Source organism: uncultured Shimia sp. (assembly GCF_913054185.1).
In the GTDB taxonomy this organism is placed as follows: Bacteria; Pseudomonadota; Alphaproteobacteria; order Rhodobacterales; family Rhodobacteraceae; genus Shimia.
This window is the reverse complement of the sequence record NZ_CAJXIV010000013.1, coordinates 1-14884: the sequence shown is the minus strand read 5'-3', so window position 1 is coordinate 14884 and position 14884 is coordinate 1. Positions and strand designations below refer to the sequence as shown.

Sequence of the window (14884 nt, the reverse complement as noted above, 5' to 3'; positions counted from 1 at the left end):
CTTTGGTTGTTTGGAGGGGGCGCAGTGTCAGGACAGGGCGCAATCAGATTGAACTTGGCCCGCGGTTGCGGCACGATGGACGGACAACAGGCAGAATAAGGTAGAGCAGACCTTGCAGCAGTATCACGACGCACTTCGCACCATTTTGGATCATGGCGAAGAGTCCACCGACCGGACCGGCACGGGCACCATTTCCTATTTCGGCATGCAAACGCGCTATCGCTTGTCTGATGGGTTTCCTTTGGTGACCACCAAGAAGTTGCACCTGCGCTCGATCATTCATGAGCTGCTGTGGTTTTTGTCCGGTGACACCAACATCAAGTACCTGAAAGACAACGGGGTGCGGATCTGGGATGAATGGGCGGATGAAAACGGCGACCTTGGCCCAGTTTATGGCTATCAGTGGCGGGCATTTCCGACATTGCAGGCCTCTGGCATTGCCCATGAGGGCGAACCGTTGTTTGTGAAAAAGGGTGTGGATCAGATTGCCAACATGGTGGAGATGATCAAAACCTCACCGGACAGCCGACGCTTGATTGTGTCGGCGTGGAACCCCGGAGATGTGCCGCAGATGGCGCTGCCGCCATGTCACACGATGTGGCAGGTGCGGATCATCAACGGAAAATTACACCTGCAGCTGTATCAACGCAGCGCAGATATGTTCCTTGGCGTGCCGTTTAACATCGCGTCATATGCTTTGCTTCAGGTGATGCTGGCACATGTGACTGGCTATGAGGTCGGTGATTTTGTGCATTCGATTGGCGATGCGCATATTTATTCCAATCATCTTGATCAGGTGAACCTGCAGCTGTCTCGCACGCCAAAAACCTTGCCGCAGCTGCGGTTGAAGCGGGATGTCGGCTCGATTTTTGACTTTGAATACGACGATTTTGAGTTTGTCGGGTATGAGCCCGATCCAGGCATCAAAGCGCCGGTGGCGGTGTAATCATGATTTCATTGGTTGTTGGACGCGCGCGCAACGGGGCAATTGGTCGGGATGGCGATATACCCTGGGCCATTCCTGAAGATATGAAGACGTTTCAGCGCGAAACGCTTGGTGGCGCCATCATCATGGGGCGGGCGACCTGGGTCAGCCTGCCAAAGAAACCGTTGCCGCGGCGGCTTAATATTGTTGTGTCTTCTCAACCAGATGCGGCAGATGTGGTGGTGCCGTCTGTGGCGGAGGCGGTAAAGCTGGCCTATGCAGAAGGCTATCATCGGGTCTATGGCATTGGCGGAGCCGGGATTTATGCGGAAATGCTGCCCCTGGCGGATCGGTTGCTGATTTCCGAAGTGGATATCGACGTGCCGGATGCGGACACGTTTTTCCCGGAGGTGGATCTTGCGACGTGGCGGCTGGGGTCTTCCCGGGTGTTGCCCGGGGACGGACCAAAGTGTGAAGTTTGTGAGTATCTGCGGCGTTGAATGTGCCAGCTTTGCTGTGAAACACATTGTTTTTCAGGACCAAATTGACAGTTTCCCCGGCTAGGCAGTAGGTTAGCATGAGTTAACCACATTGTTTCAGCCATTGGAGCCTGGGCCCTATGAAGCGTTTTTCCCTTATTATTGCCGCATTGACATTGACCGTAGCCGCGCCTGTTTCGGCGCAAACCTGGAGCAGCAATGCACCGGTGATTGGTCCCGTGAACCAACCTGAGGGCATGTTGATGCACCCGTACCCTGCGTCTACAAATTTTTGCCCCAGCGGACTGCAGCCGGTGACCATGGGTGGCGTGATTTGCTGCGGCAACCCAAACACCGGTGAAGTGTATTACAACGCGGGTGGTTCCCGTAAGCGCAGCTACAGCATGAGCTGTCCTCCAGGATCAAAGGGCTGCTCTTAAATCTGCGTCGCAAAACAAAACGCGCGCCAATGGGGCGCGCGTCTGTTGCAGAAAGGGGCGCGAAATGGCGCCCCAATCTTATTATAGAACTTTGAGCTCACCCGCCATATCGCGGCCGTCTCGGCCTTGGGTCATTTCAAATTCAACTTTTTGATTGTCAGTCAGGCCTTTGAGACCCGACCGTTCAACAACGGAAATATGGACAAAAACGTCCTTTCCGCCTTCTTCCGGTTCAATGAACCCAAAGCCTTTTGTGGTGTTAAACCACTTTACGGTACCGCGTGGCATACCGTTCTCCTCCATATTCACTTTTAGTCAATCCGGGCTGGGGCCCGGTGGTGCAAAAATAACTAAATCTGAAAGCACGCTTTCAGAGGCACGAAAAACTGCACCACCTAGAGGATTGCACGGCTCCCGCAAAAATCAAGAAAAACCGCAGTGAATTTTGAAATCAGTTGCATTAAGTCTTTTGGGGAACTGAAGAAAGGGCCAGGAATGACCACGCTATATGGGCTTAAGAATTGTGATACGTGCCGTAAGGTTTTGAAATTATTGGACGGTGCGGATTTTGTTGATGTGCGGATTGATGGCGTGCCTGGAGAGACACTGAAGGCGGCTTTTGAACAGTTTGGAGCCGTCTTGGCCAACACACGCTCAACTACATGGCGAAATCTGAGTGAAGAAGAGCGGGCAAAACCAGTGTTGGCGCTTTTGGTTGAGCACCCCACGTTGATGAAACGTCCGCTGATTGAGCAGAGTGGTGTGCTTTATCTGGGGTGGGGCAAAGACACTCAAGCCGCGCTTCTGTAAACACAAAAGCCCGCGCCAATTGCGCGGGCTTTCTCATTTGTTGGCCGAAACGCTATGCGGTGTCGCGGCGCCTAAACAGTGCGTCCAGTGAAAGCGGGCCAGCGCCTTTGAAGACCAGCACGACAAACAAGAAGGCCCACATCATACGTTGGTCAATCAAGGCCTGAGCGCTGTCAAACAGAGAGCCAAGCGCCACGCCGTGGCCGGTGACATCGACTATGGTTTGCACGGCAACAAAGCCAATCATGCCTAATGCGGCAAGCCGAGTGAGCAGGCCAAGGATGATCAGAATTGGCAGTACAAACTCCGCTACGGTACCAGCCAAGATCACAATGCGCTGGAAAATCGTCATCTGGGAGACGTCCCACACCACGGCTTCAGCGGCTTTTGGGAAGATTTGACCAAAGGCACCGGCGGAAGGTGAGAAAATTGACCCGTCGATTTTTAACATGGCGGAGTTCCAGAAGTAGAAGAACAGCACCATCAGGAAGGTCAAGCGAGCCAGAGTGGGAACAAGCCAGTCGAGACGATTTAGGCGGTCAATGAGGTCTTGGTAAAGGGTGATGATATTGGACATAGAGACCTCCGGTTATGTCGAAATAGTTATGGAAGTCAGGGCATTGCCCGACAAAAGTAAAGTAAGGGCTGCGCCCAGATCAAAGGCGTTGTCAGCCTCAGTTGCTTTGGCGGCAGCAATGCCCAGCGTGTCGCCAGACATCAAACTTTTCAGGCAAGTGTAGCCGCCGGGTGGCAAAGCATGGGGCTCTGGATCAAACTCCGGCCGCATGATGACCACATCTTGTGCAACGGCTTCAGGTTTGGGGCCGTCTTGCATGTTAAAGGACCAGATGGCGTGCAGCGGCCATGGGGACTGCTGGACCAAAACCGCGGGCGCAAAGGAAAAAGTCACTTCGCCAAGCTGTTCCGGCGGCACAGTTTCCAACGCATCAGGTGTAATCGGAGTGGCGTCGGCGGCGTGGTAGCTTTGGCGCAGGGCGAGCTCGAGGTCGGCCACGTCACCGAGGTAACCGAGGTGCGCGAGCGGTTCAAAATCACGTAAGAATTCCGGGAAACCAGCACCGTAGTGCATCATCAAAGGAGACGCAGGCGGGGATTGGCGCAGAAAGATGGCAGCTACAGCGTTGAAGTTTTCGTGGCCAATGAGTTTCGCAATTGTGGGGAACCCAGTGGCCAAGGCTTCTGTCAGAGAGATAGCGACGTTGTTGCGATAGACGTCAAAGCGGCGTCCAGCTGGTTGGCCTTTTGCGTCAGACAGCCCAATGGGACGGTCTTGTTGGCTGTCCAAAATGGCGCTGCGGAAGGTGGTTTGGGTGACGGTCATGCGGTCACCTTCGAAAGAGCGATATCTGCCCGTTCCGCCTCGGCGTGCAGGATTGGCCACTCGGGCACATCCGTGTCCCATTCAATCAGAATGGGGCGAGGACCGGACAGGGACAGCGTGTGGTCGAGCAAAGCCCAAACTGGGTCCACCACGGGCGCGCCGTGGCTGTCGATCAGCAGCGGTTTGCCGTGATCATCTTCGTCTTCATCGTGTCCACCGAGGTGAATTTCACCAACATGTTCAAGCGGATAATCCGCGATGTATTGTTTGGGGTCATAATTCAGGTTGGTGGCGGAGACAAAAACGTTGTTCACGTCCAAGAGCAGGCCGCAACCAGTGCGCTTGGCCACCTCACGCAGGAAGTCTGGCTCCGACAGGGTGCTTTCGTCAAAGGCCAGGTAGCTGGATGGATTTTCCAGCATCATCTGACGGCCAATGGTGGTTTGTAACTGGTCGATGTGATCGCAGACGCGGGTCAGCGTGTCGTCGGTGTAAGGCAGGGGCAGCAGGTCGTTGAGGAAGGCCCCATCGTGGGTGCTCCAGGCCAGGTGTTCGGAGAACACAGTGGGATTGAGCCAATCGACCAAGTGTTTCAGACGCGCCAGATGCTCTGAATCCAAGTGGCCTTCGCCGCCAATCGAGAGCCCGACACCATGCACCGAGATCGGGAAGCGTTTGGTGAGTTCCCGCAGTTGCGCAATGGGGCGACCACCGTCGCCCATGTAGTTTTCCGCATGGACTTCGAGCCAACCGACTGTGCCAGAATTGGCGAGCAAGTCATTATAATGCTGCGGTTTATAGCCGACACCGGGCAAGTTGGGCAGGCCTTTGGGAGGCTGTGGCGCATCATACATCAGGTTGATCCTTAGGAAGGCAGGTCACGAGGCAGGGCCTCAAGCGACGGCGTGCGAGGGGCGCCGTCAGCCATGTCTGGCAGTGCGATGTCGAGGCAGCTTCCTGCCTCCACGAGGGTCCAAGCATTGCCTTGGTAATCGAGAGTTGAGGTGCCTGCGCAGGTGGTACCGGGGCCGGCGGCACATCCATTTTCACCAGCTTTGGCAACGCCGTAGCACTTCTCCTTTTTGGCGGCCTCAGCGGGGCCAACTTGAAGGGCAAGGGCCGCAGCAACGGCAGAAAGGAGGGGCAGTGTTTTGGAAAACTGGGTCATATCTTTGGATCCTGAAACGGGGCGTTGGCGGGAGCGAACGTGTGTTCAGGTGAAGTATTTCATTTTTCTGTGGAAAACGCGAAGGTTTGCGGTGAAGCCCCGGCGTCCCGGGGCTTCGAAAGTCTGACTTAGGACTTTGGCAGGTCACGCTCCAGCGCTTCCAAAGAGCCCATGCGGGCTTTGCCGTCTGCCATGGCTGGCAGTTCCATGGAGGCACAGGTGCCAGCGTCAACGAGTTTCCAAGCGTTGCCTTGGTAATCGGAAGTGGAAGTGCCGGCGCATGTTGTGCCTGGGCCAGCGGCGCAGTCGTTCTGGCCTGCGAGCGAAACGCCGTAGCACTTCTCTTTTTCAGCGGCCACTGCGGTGGTGGCGTGTGCGGACAGGGCTGCGGCTACGGCGCTTGCAACTGCGAGTGTTTTTACTGTGTTGGACATTGGTTCTCTTCCCTTGTGAATGTCTAAAACTCGGCCGCCTTGCTGATCTGTGTGTGATCGTTTGCTCGGTGGCATGAGTAGAGATTAGGTCGGGGGGCGCTTCAAAGGCCAATCACGGGGCTGTGTGTCACAGACGCGTTAGATGGCGTGACGGTTTCGTGAAGATTCCAGCGCTGGAAGGTTGGTTTTCCTTCAAAATTGAAACAGGCGCGTCCGGTTTCCCGTAACGCGCCTGTTGAAATGTTGCAAAAGCTCTTAGGCCAAATCGGGCGGGGTTGCCTCTTGTGACAACTGGCTCACGATTTCGTCCAAAGACTGGACTTTGCTTTGCTTTTCGCCAAGGCGGCGGGTGGACACGGTACGTTCCTCGATCTCTTTCTTACCAATCGCCAAGATCACCGGCACTTTGCCCACGGAGTGTTCGCGGACTTTGTAGTTGATCTTTTCATTGCGCAAATCGGCTTCGGCACGCACGCCAACGGCTTTGAGCGCTTCGACAACCTCGAGGCAGTAGTCGTCTGCGTCAGACACAATGGCTGCCACAACCACCTGACGTGGAGCCAACCAGAACGGCAATTTCCCAGCGTGTTCTTCGATCAAGATACCGATGAAGCGCTCAAAGGAGCCCAATGTGGCGCGGTGCAGCATGATTGGGCGGTGTTTGTCCCCATCCGCACCAATATATGTGGCGTCCAGACGCTCCGGCAGGTTTGGATCGACCTGAAGCGTGCCACACTGCCAGTTCCGGCCAATGGCGTCGGTCAGGGTGAACTCAAGCTTGGGACCATAAAACGCGCCTTCGCCTTCGAGCAGTTCAAATTCGTAGCCAGCCGCGTTACAGGCGTCACCAAGAGCTTTTTCAGCGTAGTCCCAGCTTTCGTCTGAGCCAATACGCTTTTCCGGGCGGGTGGAGAGCTTGATGGTCCAGTCGTCGAAACCGAGGTCAGAATAGATCTCGGACAGGAAGTCGATGAACTTCTTGGTTTCCGAAGTGATCTGATCTTCAGCACAGAAGATGTGCCCATCATCTTGGGTGAAGCCACGCACGCGCATGATGCCGTGCAGCGCACCGGAGGGCTCATAACGGGCGCAGGAGCCAAATTCGGCCATGCGCAGCGGCAGGTCGCGGTAAGACTTCAGGCCTTGGTTGAACACCTGCACGTGACACGGGCAGTTCATTGGCTTGAGTGCGTTTACAGCCTTTTCGCGGGCGTGGTCTTCGTCCACTTCCACGATGAACATATTTTCCTGGTACTTGTCCCAGTGCCCGGAGGCTTCCCAAAGCTTGCGGTCGACCACTTGAGGTGTGTTCACCTCAACATAGCCGCCGACCTCTTGCTTGCGACGCATGTAGTCTTGCAACGTGGTGTAGATGCGCCAGCCGTTGGGGTGCCAGAAGATTTGACCAGGGGCCTCTTCTTGCATGTGGAACAGGTTCATTTCGCGGCCCAGTTTGCGGTGGTCGCGTTTCTCGGCCTCTTCCAGCATGTGCAGGTGGGCTTTGAGGTCTTCTTTGTTCTTGAAGGCCACGCCGTAGATACGCTGCAACATTGCGCGGTCGCTGTCGCCGCGCCAGTAGGCTCCAGCCACGGACATCAGCTTAAAGGCATCGGCTGGCACCTGACCGGTATGTTGCAGGTGTGGGCCGCGGCAGAGATCTTGCCAATGGCCGTGCCAATACATGCGCAGCGGCTCGTCACCCGGAATGGACTCGATCAGTTCCACTTTATAAGGCTCGTTGTTGGCTTCGTAGAACTTTACGGCGCGATCCCGGTCCCAGATTTCGGTGGTCACAGGCTCGCGCTTGTTGATGATCTCTTTCATCTTCTTTTCGATGCGGCTGAGATCTTCAGGGGTAAACGGTTCTTTGCGGTCAAAGTCGTAGTACCAGCCGTTTTGAATAACGGGACCAATGGTGACTTTCACATCAGGCCAAAGCTCTTGCACGGCACGGGCCATGATATGGGCGCAGTCGTGCCGGATCAATTCCAGCGCTTCGGCGTCGCTGTCTTTGAGGGTGTTGATCGCGATCGACGCGTCCGCGTCAATCGGCCATTGCAGGTCCCAATGTTGGCCATCCACAGTTGCGGAAATGGCCTTTTTGCCAAGGGAGGTCGAGATCGACGATGCGACCTCAAGAGGGGTTGTGCCGCTCTCGTAAGAACGTGCGTTACCATCAGGAAAAGTAAGGGAAATATCGGCCATCAGCCTCAAGCTCCTCGTCAGTTTGGCGCCCACGGAACGCCCGGTTGCAAGTATATGGTTCGGCGCTTTCATGAACCTAAGAAGGGGGCAAGTCAAGCGGGGTTTATCCCTTGTGCGCAGAGGGTTAAGGTCAGGTCAAATCAAGGAGAGAATTCGGGCCATGAGCGTCACGCAGTTTTTTGACACGCCGCAGGGACGGCGTATTGCTTATCACAAGAGCGGCACCAATGGGCCAACAGTTGTGTTCCTGGGTGGGCTGAAGTCTGACATGGAGGGCACCAAAGCGGTGCACCTTGAGGCCTGGGCGCAGGCGCGTCGACAGAAGTTTTTGCGGTTTGATTATTCCGGGCACGGTGAGAGTGATGGCGCGTTTGAAGACGGCTGTATTGGCGATTGGCATGAGGACACGGTTGCGGCTATCCACGCTTTGACCGATGGGCCGCTGATTGTGGTTGGCTCTTCGATGGGCGGTTGGCAGGCATTGCTTTTGGCCACAGCCATGCCGGAACGCATTCAAGGCATGGTGACCATCGCTGCCGCGCCGGATTTCACCGAGGACAGCTATTGGGCGGGCTTCACGCCGGAGCAGAAAGCGCAGCTTGAAGCGGAGGGGCAGGTGGCTTTGCCGTCAGATTACATGGAGCCCTACATCATCACCAAGCGCATGATCGAAGATGGGCGCGACCGTCTTGTGCTGCGCAGCCCGTTGCCGCTGCCATTCCCGGTGCGGTTCCTGCAGGGTACAGAAGATACGGCTGTGAACAGTTCGGTAGCCTATCGTTTGCTTGATCACGTCGAAGGTGAGGACATTCAGCTGCAAATGGTGAAGGGAAAAGACCATCGCTTCTCAGATCCAATTTGTCTAAAATTGATTGAAAGTAAGGTTGAGGAGGTAATTTCTGCTCCTCGAATTTCACAATGAGAACATTTTTGGTTTTGTAGGTCATTTTCTGTCGGCGTTCTGAAAGTGGTTGTCTATGAAGTATAAAGAAGGGATTGGCAGATGAATTCATCTGATTTGACCATGCAGCAGCGGGTCAGCCTGATCACATTGGCGGTGAAAGACGTGCAGGCGGCAGCGCGGTTTTACGACGCCTTGGGCTGGCAACGGGCAACGGGTCCGGACGATCCTGAGGAGGTGGTAGCGTACAACCTGATTGGTCAGACAATGGGTCTGTATTCGAAGACGAAGTTGGCGGAAGATTTGGGCATTCCCGAGGAGGCCATTGGTGGGTTTTCAGGCATGACCCTGTCTTACAATGTTGCAACAAAGGAAGAGGTTGCGCCGATTTTGGATCTGGTCGTGCAGGCGGGTGGGCGTGTTCTAAAGCCAGCTGGCGACATCTTTTGGGGAGGCTACATAGGATACTTCTGTGATCCGGACGGCCATGTATGGGAAGTTGCTCATAACCCGTTCTCACCGTTGGACAAAAATGGCGCGTTTCGTTGGGGCGGATATTGACCGTTTGTACCAGGATGGCTTGACCTAGAGGGTGTCTCTGTCACAGTTACGCACAACAAAAAGAGTATATAAGGGGTAGAGCATGCAGGAGCCTATCGTTCTGCTGCCGGGCATGATGTGTGACGCGCGATTGTTTGCGCATCAGGTCGCGGATTTGTCGCGAGATCACTTGGTGACGGTCGCGCCGATAACGCAGGGAGAGCGGATCAGCGAGATTGCCTCGTCTTTGATCCCGCATTTGCCGCCAAAGTTTGCCCTTGCTGGCCTGAGCATGGGCGGCATCGTTGCAATGGAATTGTTGCGCAAAATACCGGACCGCATCACCCGTATCGCCTTTATGGATACCAACCCGTTGGCGGAAACCCCAGCCAGTGCGGCGAGTTATGAGCCGTTGATTGTTGGCGCGCGGGCAGGGCGCTTGGATGAGGTTCTGGCCGAGTTTATGCGGCCGGAGTATCTGGCGCCAACGGCTCAGCGCAATGAGGTTTTGACACAGGTGCTGAACATGGGTCGCAGTTTGGGGGCGGAAACGCTTGTGCGGCAAGCGCGGGCCTTGCAGCGAAGACCGGATCAACAGGGCGCATTGCGGCGGTGCAAGTGCCCGGCTTTGGTGTTGTGTGGTGAACACGATGGGCTGACGCCCGTGAAACGGCACAGTTTTATGGCGGAACTGATCCCTTATGCGGAGCTCGAAATCATTGCGGATGCAGGGCATCTGCCAACTTTGGAGCAGCCGGAAGCCACTACATTGGCCTTACGTAAGTGGATGGAGCAACCGTTGATCCTCAGATGAGGTTGGTGTCTGATCAATCAAAGCAAAAAATCCACCGCGCCAAAGCTTGGGTGCGCCTGAAAGTGCCGCCAGGTATGCGCTTAGTGCTTGGGATTGCGCTGATGATCTTTGGTGTGTTTGGGTTCCTGCCGGTGTTGGGGTTCTGAATGCTGCCGTTGGGCGTGGCGATTGCCGCGTTGGACATCAGGAGGATAAAGAGCAAGCTGGCCAGAATTTTAGGCCGCTGGTGGTTAGGCCCCCAATTCCTGCATGATCTCAGCCGCCATCTCAAAAGACTTGAGCCGCGCCGTGTGGTCATGGATCATGCCGGTGAGCATAACTTCATCAGGTTGGTGGGTATCGATCAAAGCGCACATTTGCTCTTTGATCATGGCTTTGGTGCCAACCGCTGTGACCCGCAAGGCATGGTTGACCAAACGGGCTTCAGCGTCCGTGGCCACATCTTCAAAACGGTCGACGGGTTTGGGCAATGGTCCGGGTGTGCCTTTGCGCAAGTTCAAAAACCCTTGTTGCGGAGACGTGCGCAAGCGGCGTGCCTCTGCTTCAGTGTCAGCCCCAAACACATTCACGGCCATCATGAAATGCGGCTTGGGCGTTTTGCCGGAGGTAAACCGGTGCCTGTAGAGGTCTGCGGCTTCTTCCAGCGAATCTGGGGCAAAGTGAGAGGCAAAGGCATATGGGAGACCAAGTTGAGCGGCGAGTTGTGCGCCAAACAGGCTGGAACCCAAGATCCAAATCGGCACGTTGGTGCCCTCGCCGGGAATTGCGCGAATAGCTTGCCCTCTTTCTGATGCTTGAAATAGCCCGATGAGATCAACAACATCCTGTGGAAAGTGGTCTGCTCCAGCCAAGCCCCGCCGGAGCGCGGAGGCTGTTTTCATGTCCGTGCCAGGTGCACGTCCCAAGCCAAGGTCAACGCGGTCAGGATAAAGGGACGCGAGTGTGCCAAATTGTTCTGCGACGATCAGAGGCGGGTGGTTGGGCAACATGATGCCACCAGCCCCGACACGCATCGTTTGCGTTGCCGCAAGGACTTGGCCGGCCAATACTGCTGTGGCGGACGAAGCGATGCCTGGCATGTTGTGATGCTCGGCGATCCAATAACGTGTGTATCCCCAGCGCTCCGCCTTTCGTGCCAAATCGAGTGTATTGCGCAACGCGTCTGCGGCCGTGCCGCCTTGTGGAATGGGCGACAGGTCGAGCAGTGAGTAGGGGATCATGGCGCGCTCCAGACTTAGACAAGGAGTCCACCATATAAAGGGCTTCTCGTGCAAAGCTAGAGCTGTGCTGCTGATAAAAATGAAAAGCGGGCCATTGTGGCCCGCTTCTCTGTAAAATTGTTAGTAGCCGTTAAGTGCCGTATGCTTTGGCTGCGCCCATGACATCTTCGGCGGCGGCGGTCAAAGCCCCTGCAATCAGGTCTAGCTCTTCGGTTTTCAATCGGGCTGGCAAACGCACGTCACAGGCGAACATCAGCATGGCGCGGGTTTTGGGAAGCTCTTGTTTTTCTGGCACAAACTGCCAGTTCCAGAAGGCGCGGGCATTGTCAGTGGATTGGCCAAAAACTTGAACTTTTACGCCACGGGCATTGGCGGCGTCTTGGAATGCAAGGATTTGCGTGTTGTCCAAACCCTCGAGGTTGAACTGGATCGAATCCGGCGCGCGCGCTTCAGGGGCCAGCTTCTCAGGCACCTGCAACCAAGGGGAAGCGTTCAACTTGTCCGCAACGTAGTCGTGGTTGGCGCGGCCATCGCGCACCCGGCGTGGGACCTCGGCCAATTGCGGGCGGATAATTGCTGCTGACAGGTTTGACAGACGAAGATTGTAAAGCGGCAGGAGGTTTTGCCAGCGGGCAAAGGCCGCCTCCAGTTCGCCGGTGTTGTCGCCTTCGGGGGCTTTGTGCTTTTTCCAGTTGTGCTCATAGGCGCCGGACATGATCACTGCGCGGGCAATCAGATTGGCGTCGTCAGACACCATGATGCCACCTTCGCCCGCGTTGATCAGTTTGTAGGACTGGAAAGAAAAGCAGCCAATTTTGCCAATGGTGCCGATGTTACGGCCATGCCATGTGGTGCCAAGGCTGTGTGCAGCGTCTTCAATCACAGGGATGTCGCGGGCCTCACACAGCGCCATAATGGCATCCATGTCAGAGGTGTGGCCGCGCATGTGGCTGATGATCACGGCGGAGATATTGTCATCCAGCCGCGCTTCAAAATCCACCAGGTCGATGCGGTAGTTGTCCCCAACTTCACAAAGCACCGGAACCAAGTCGGCGTGCACCACAGAAGAAGGCACCGCAGCAAAGGTGAAGCCGGGCAACAGCACGCGGGCATCGCGCGGTAGGTCCAGAGCTTTTAGAGACAGGAACAACGCGGCGGAACAGGACGACACAGCCAGTGCATATTTGCTGCCCAGCATGGCGGCGAATTCTGCTTCAAGCAGGGTCACTGGTGCATTCTCGGCCGCTGTGTAGCGGAACAGGTCGCCGGATTGCAGCAGGCGATCGATCTCTTCGCGGGCGGAGGCGGGAATGGGTTCCGCGTCATACACATTGGGAGGCAACGTCATAGTTTTCAACTTTCTTAAGTTGTGTTTTCGAAAACATAAAACAATGCATCACCACAGGGAAGCGCAAACACGTGTTTGCGTGTAAAACGTCGCGGAAAAAGTGTCGCGGTTAGCTTAAACGCCAAGCCGGTCGCGCAGGGCGAACCAGGTCATGGCCAGGGCCAGCAGCGGGCTGCGCATGCGGGCGCCGCCGGGGAAGGGCGATGCTGGCACGCGCGACATTGTACCAAAGCCTTCGGCCTCGCCAGCCAGTGCCATTGCAATCAACTGGCCCGCATGGGTTGCGGTGCCGACGCCGTGGCCAGAGTAACCAGAAGCGGAGATCACATTGGGGGCGAGGCGGCGCAAATATGGCATGCGCTTCATGGTGATCGCCAAGGTGCCGCCCCAAGCGTAGTCGATACTAATGTCCTGAAGGTGCGGGAAAATATCCACCATCGGCTTGCGCACCGTAGCGGCAATATCGGCCGGGAAGGTGTAACCATAGCTTTCACCACCGCCAAACAGCAGGCGATTGTCATGGCTAAGCCGGAAGTAGTTGATGACAAATTTGGAGTCTGCCACAGCCACATCGCGTGCAAGGACTTTGGCGACATCGTCGCCTAGTGGTTCGGTTGCGGCGATGAAGTTGTTGATCGGCATGACCCGGCTGGCCACTTTCGGCTCCAAATCGCCAAGATAGCCATTGCAAGCCAGCACCAGGTGATCGGCAGTGACCTGTCCGCCGTCTGTTTTTACGGTGACATTGGTCCCACGCTCAATTTGAGTCACGCGCGAGGTTTCGTGGATGGTTGCACCTGCTGCTGCGGCCGCTTCAGCCAACCCCAAAGCAAATGCCAGTGGGTGCAGATGGCCGGCGCCCATGTCCAAGCTGCCCCCCACGTATTTTGGAGAAGGGCAGATCACCTGCAGTGCGTCCTGGTCCAGCGTCTCGATCTGGTCGTATCCGTAGCGGGTTTGCAGGTGGTGCGTATAGTCGTGTTCTTCGCGGACTTCTTTGGCGGAGAAGCAGGCATGCGCGATGCCAGGTTTGTAATGACAGTTGATGTTGTGATTGGAGATCAAACCTTTGACGAGGTCTTTGGAGTCTTCGGCCAGTTTCCAAAGCTTGGCGGCATCGTCCTGCCCAACCAGTTTCTCAAGCCCATCTTGCTCCATGCGCTGACCAGAGCCGAGCTGTCCGCCGTTGCGCCCGGAGGCGCCAAAGCCCACGCGATGTGCCTCTAGCAAGACCACATCAAAGCCGCGTTCCGCCAGATGCAACGCGGTGGACAGGCCTGTGAAGCCGCCGCCAATCACACAGACGTCTGCCTTGCGCGTGCCTTCTAACGGGGCAAATGGTGCCAGCGGTTGCGCCGTCGCCGCATACCAACTGTCTGGGTAGTGACCTTTGCGATCATTGGCATCGAGCAGGTTCATGGCGCCTCTCGCTTTCTCTTTCTGAAAATACCTCCGCTGGAGGCAGCGGATTGGCCCGGAAGGCCAATCGCTTGGCAGTTACACGTTGAGCAGTAGGTGCTCGCGTTCCCATGGGGAAATGACGGAGAGGAACTCTTCGTATTCGGCCCGCTTCACAATGGAGTAAACGCGGGCAAATTCCGGCCCAAGCACCTCGTGCAGGTCTTTGGCTTCATCAAACAGATCCAGTGCGCCGCCCAAAATACGGGGGATGGCTTCTTCGCCGTCATAGGCGTCGCCTTTGAATTGCTTGTCCGGGCGTTCTTGCTCCAAAAGCCCGAGATAGCCGCAGGCCAAAGACGCCGCGATGCCGAGGTAGGGGTTACAGTCCATGCCCCCGATGCGGTTTTCCACGCGACGGGCTTGTGGGGACGAGATTGGAATGCGGATGCCGGTGGTGCGGTTGTCGCGTGCCCATTCCAGATTGATCGGGGCTGCGTGGTCGCGCACGTAGCGCCGGTAGGAGTTCACGTAAGGTGCCATCACCGCAATTGCGGCGGGCAGGTGGTTTTGCAGGCCGGCAATAAAGTGGAAAAACGCATCTGTTTCGCCCCCTTGCGGGCCAGAGAATATGTTTTGTCCGGTTTCGATGTCGAGGATCGAGTGGTGGATGTGCATGGCAGAGCCTGGCTCGTCCTCGATTGGTTTGGCCATGAAGGTGGCATAACAATCGTGGCGCAGCGCGGCCTCGCGGATAAAGCGTTTGAAGTAGAAAACCTCGTCCGCAAGTTTGAGCGGATCGCCGTGCACCATGTTGATTTCAAGTTGGCCAGCGCCACCCTCTTGGGTGATGCCGTCGA

18 protein-coding genes and 1 pseudogene are annotated in these 14884 nt (G+C 56.1%); 8 read left to right on the top strand and 11 right to left on the bottom strand.

Annotation, left to right across the window (positions count from 1 at the left end; all coding sequences use genetic code 11):
• Positions 1-112 precede the first annotated feature (112 nt).
• The 3 genes from QZ517_RS04720 (at position 113) to QZ517_RS04710 (ending at position 1844) form a co-directional block, all read left to right on the top strand.
• Complete coding sequence (locus tag QZ517_RS04720; RefSeq protein ID WP_294222963.1) at positions 113-946, top strand: thymidylate synthase; 834 nt, start codon at positions 113-115, stop codon at positions 944-946.
• A 2-nt stretch (positions 947-948) separates the two neighbouring features.
• On the top strand, positions 949-1425 hold the full coding sequence (locus QZ517_RS04715) for a dihydrofolate reductase (protein ID WP_294222960.1): 477 nt from the start codon (positions 949-951) through the stop codon (positions 1423-1425).
• A 119-nt stretch (positions 1426-1544) separates the two neighbouring features.
• Positions 1545-1844 carry a hypothetical protein gene (locus QZ517_RS04710; protein ID WP_294222957.1) on the top strand — a complete coding sequence of 100 codons (300 nt, stop codon included), beginning with the start codon at positions 1545-1547 and terminating at the stop codon, positions 1842-1844.
• Positions 1845-1925: 81 nt separating this feature from the next.
• Here the strand turns inward: QZ517_RS04710 and QZ517_RS04705 are convergent, their stop codons facing one another.
• On the bottom strand, positions 1926-2132 hold the full coding sequence (locus tag QZ517_RS04705; RefSeq protein ID WP_283425143.1) for a cold-shock protein: 207 nt from the start codon (positions 2130-2132) through the stop codon (positions 1926-1928).
• A gap of 207 nt (positions 2133-2339) precedes the next feature.
• Here QZ517_RS04705 and QZ517_RS04700 point away from each other — a divergent pair, with 207 nt between their 5' ends.
• Entirely contained in the window at positions 2340-2654 is a 315-nt protein-coding gene (locus tag QZ517_RS04700; protein ID WP_294222953.1) for an ArsC/Spx/MgsR family protein, read from the top strand.
• 52 nt (positions 2655-2706) lie between these two features.
• On the opposite strand, the gene QZ517_RS04695 is transcribed toward QZ517_RS04700, so the two are convergent.
• The 6 genes from QZ517_RS04695 to thrS all read right to left on the bottom strand — a co-directional run bounded on the left by QZ517_RS04695 (position 2707) and on the right by thrS (position 7803).
• The gene (locus tag QZ517_RS04695; RefSeq protein WP_294222950.1) at positions 2707-3231 is read right to left on the bottom strand and encodes a DoxX family membrane protein; all 525 of its coding nucleotides are present in this window, start codon (positions 3229-3231) and stop codon (positions 2707-2709) included.
• A 12-nt stretch (positions 3232-3243) separates the two neighbouring features.
• Positions 3244-3996 (bottom strand): DNA-binding domain-containing protein, encoded by a 753-nt coding sequence (locus QZ517_RS04690; RefSeq protein WP_294222948.1) that lies wholly within the window; start codon positions 3994-3996, stop codon positions 3244-3246.
• Positions 3993-4850, bottom strand: coding sequence for a DUF692 domain-containing protein (locus QZ517_RS04685; RefSeq protein ID WP_294222945.1), 858 nt, complete (start codon positions 4848-4850; stop codon positions 3993-3995). Before QZ517_RS04685 ends, QZ517_RS04690 begins: the two co-directional genes overlap by 4 nt.
• Before the next feature lie 11 nt (positions 4851-4861).
• Positions 4862-5164, bottom strand: a complete 303-nt coding sequence (locus QZ517_RS04680) for a DUF2282 domain-containing protein (RefSeq protein ID WP_294222942.1) — start codon at positions 5162-5164, stop codon at positions 4862-4864.
• A gap of 128 nt (positions 5165-5292) precedes the next feature.
• Positions 5293-5598, bottom strand: coding sequence for a DUF2282 domain-containing protein (locus tag QZ517_RS04675; protein WP_283425138.1), 306 nt, complete (start codon positions 5596-5598; stop codon positions 5293-5295).
• 255 nt (positions 5599-5853) lie between these two features.
• Complete coding sequence (gene thrS / locus QZ517_RS04670; RefSeq protein WP_294222935.1) at positions 5854-7803, bottom strand: threonine--tRNA ligase; 1950 nt, start codon at positions 7801-7803, stop codon at positions 5854-5856.
• Between the two features lie 160 nt (positions 7804-7963).
• Here thrS and QZ517_RS04665 point away from each other — a divergent pair, with 160 nt between their 5' ends.
• The 4 genes from QZ517_RS04665 to QZ517_RS04650 all read left to right on the top strand — a co-directional run bounded on the left by QZ517_RS04665 (position 7964) and on the right by QZ517_RS04650 (position 10204).
• On the top strand, positions 7964-8725 hold the full coding sequence (locus tag QZ517_RS04665; protein ID WP_294222933.1) for an alpha/beta hydrolase: 762 nt from the start codon (positions 7964-7966) through the stop codon (positions 8723-8725).
• Between the two features lie 102 nt (positions 8726-8827).
• Positions 8828-9265, top strand: coding sequence for a VOC family protein (locus QZ517_RS04660; protein ID WP_294223108.1), 438 nt, complete (start codon positions 8828-8830; stop codon positions 9263-9265).
• Positions 9266-9347: 82 nt separating this feature from the next.
• On the top strand, positions 9348-10058 hold the full coding sequence (locus QZ517_RS04655) for an alpha/beta fold hydrolase (RefSeq protein WP_294222889.1): 711 nt from the start codon (positions 9348-9350) through the stop codon (positions 10056-10058).
• Positions 10059-10063: 5 nt separating this feature from the next.
• On the top strand, positions 10064-10204 hold the full coding sequence (locus tag QZ517_RS04650; RefSeq protein WP_294222886.1) for a hypothetical protein: 141 nt from the start codon (positions 10064-10066) through the stop codon (positions 10202-10204).
• 84 nt (positions 10205-10288) lie between these two features.
• On the opposite strand, the gene QZ517_RS04645 is transcribed toward QZ517_RS04650, so the two are convergent.
• The 4 genes and pseudogenes from QZ517_RS04645 to QZ517_RS04630 form a co-directional block, all read right to left on the bottom strand.
• A complete protein-coding gene (locus QZ517_RS04645; protein ID WP_294222884.1) occupies positions 10289-11278 on the bottom strand; it encodes an LLM class flavin-dependent oxidoreductase in 990 nt (329 codons plus the stop codon).
• A gap of 130 nt (positions 11279-11408) precedes the next feature.
• The gene (locus tag QZ517_RS04640) at positions 11409-12626 is read right to left on the bottom strand and encodes an aminotransferase class I/II-fold pyridoxal phosphate-dependent enzyme (protein ID WP_294222883.1); all 1218 of its coding nucleotides are present in this window, start codon (positions 12624-12626) and stop codon (positions 11409-11411) included.
• 114 nt (positions 12627-12740) lie between these two features.
• Positions 12741-14045: an FAD-binding oxidoreductase gene (locus tag QZ517_RS04635; RefSeq protein WP_294222878.1), complete on the bottom strand. Its 1305-nt coding sequence runs from the start codon at positions 14043-14045 to the stop codon at positions 12741-12743.
• Between the two features lie 78 nt (positions 14046-14123).
• Positions 14124-14884, bottom strand: a pseudogene (locus QZ517_RS04630) (glutamine synthetase); the annotation flags it as partial.

Excerpts from the sequence above, each read along its gene's own strand:
- QZ517_RS04715 (WP_294222960.1), top strand. The coding sequence starts at position 949 with ATGATTTCATTGGTTGTTGGACGCGCGCGCAACGGGGCAATTGGTCGG.
- QZ517_RS04710 (WP_294222957.1), top strand. The coding sequence starts at position 1,545 with ATGAAGCGTTTTTCCCTTATTATTGCCGCATTGACATTGACCGTAGCC.
- QZ517_RS04705 (WP_283425143.1), bottom strand. The coding sequence starts at position 2,132 with ATGCCACGCGGTACCGTAAAGTGGTTTAACACCACAAAAGGCTTTGGG.
- QZ517_RS04700 (WP_294222953.1), top strand. The coding sequence starts at position 2,340 with ATGACCACGCTATATGGGCTTAAGAATTGTGATACGTGCCGTAAGGTT.
- QZ517_RS04695 (WP_294222950.1), bottom strand. The coding sequence starts at position 3,231 with ATGTCCAATATCATCACCCTTTACCAAGACCTCATTGACCGCCTAAAT.
- QZ517_RS04690 (WP_294222948.1), bottom strand. The coding sequence starts at position 3,996 with ATGACCGTCACCCAAACCACCTTCCGCAGCGCCATTTTGGACAGCCAA.
- QZ517_RS04685 (WP_294222945.1), bottom strand. The coding sequence starts at position 4,850 with ATGTATGATGCGCCACAGCCTCCCAAAGGCCTGCCCAACTTGCCCGGT.
- QZ517_RS04680 (WP_294222942.1), bottom strand. The coding sequence starts at position 5,164 with ATGACCCAGTTTTCCAAAACACTGCCCCTCCTTTCTGCCGTTGCTGCG.
- QZ517_RS04675 (WP_283425138.1), bottom strand. The coding sequence starts at position 5,598 with ATGTCCAACACAGTAAAAACACTCGCAGTTGCAAGCGCCGTAGCCGCA.
- thrS (WP_294222935.1), bottom strand. The coding sequence starts at position 7,803 with ATGGCCGATATTTCCCTTACTTTTCCTGATGGTAACGCACGTTCTTAC.
- QZ517_RS04665 (WP_294222933.1), top strand. The coding sequence starts at position 7,964 with ATGAGCGTCACGCAGTTTTTTGACACGCCGCAGGGACGGCGTATTGCT.
- QZ517_RS04660 (WP_294223108.1), top strand. The coding sequence starts at position 8,828 with ATGCAGCAGCGGGTCAGCCTGATCACATTGGCGGTGAAAGACGTGCAG.
- QZ517_RS04655 (WP_294222889.1), top strand. The coding sequence starts at position 9,348 with ATGCAGGAGCCTATCGTTCTGCTGCCGGGCATGATGTGTGACGCGCGA.
- QZ517_RS04645 (WP_294222884.1), bottom strand. The coding sequence starts at position 11,278 with ATGATCCCCTACTCACTGCTCGACCTGTCGCCCATTCCACAAGGCGGC.
- QZ517_RS04640 (WP_294222883.1), bottom strand. The coding sequence starts at position 12,626 with ATGACGTTGCCTCCCAATGTGTATGACGCGGAACCCATTCCCGCCTCC.
- QZ517_RS04635 (WP_294222878.1), bottom strand. The coding sequence starts at position 14,045 with ATGAACCTGCTCGATGCCAATGATCGCAAAGGTCACTACCCAGACAGT.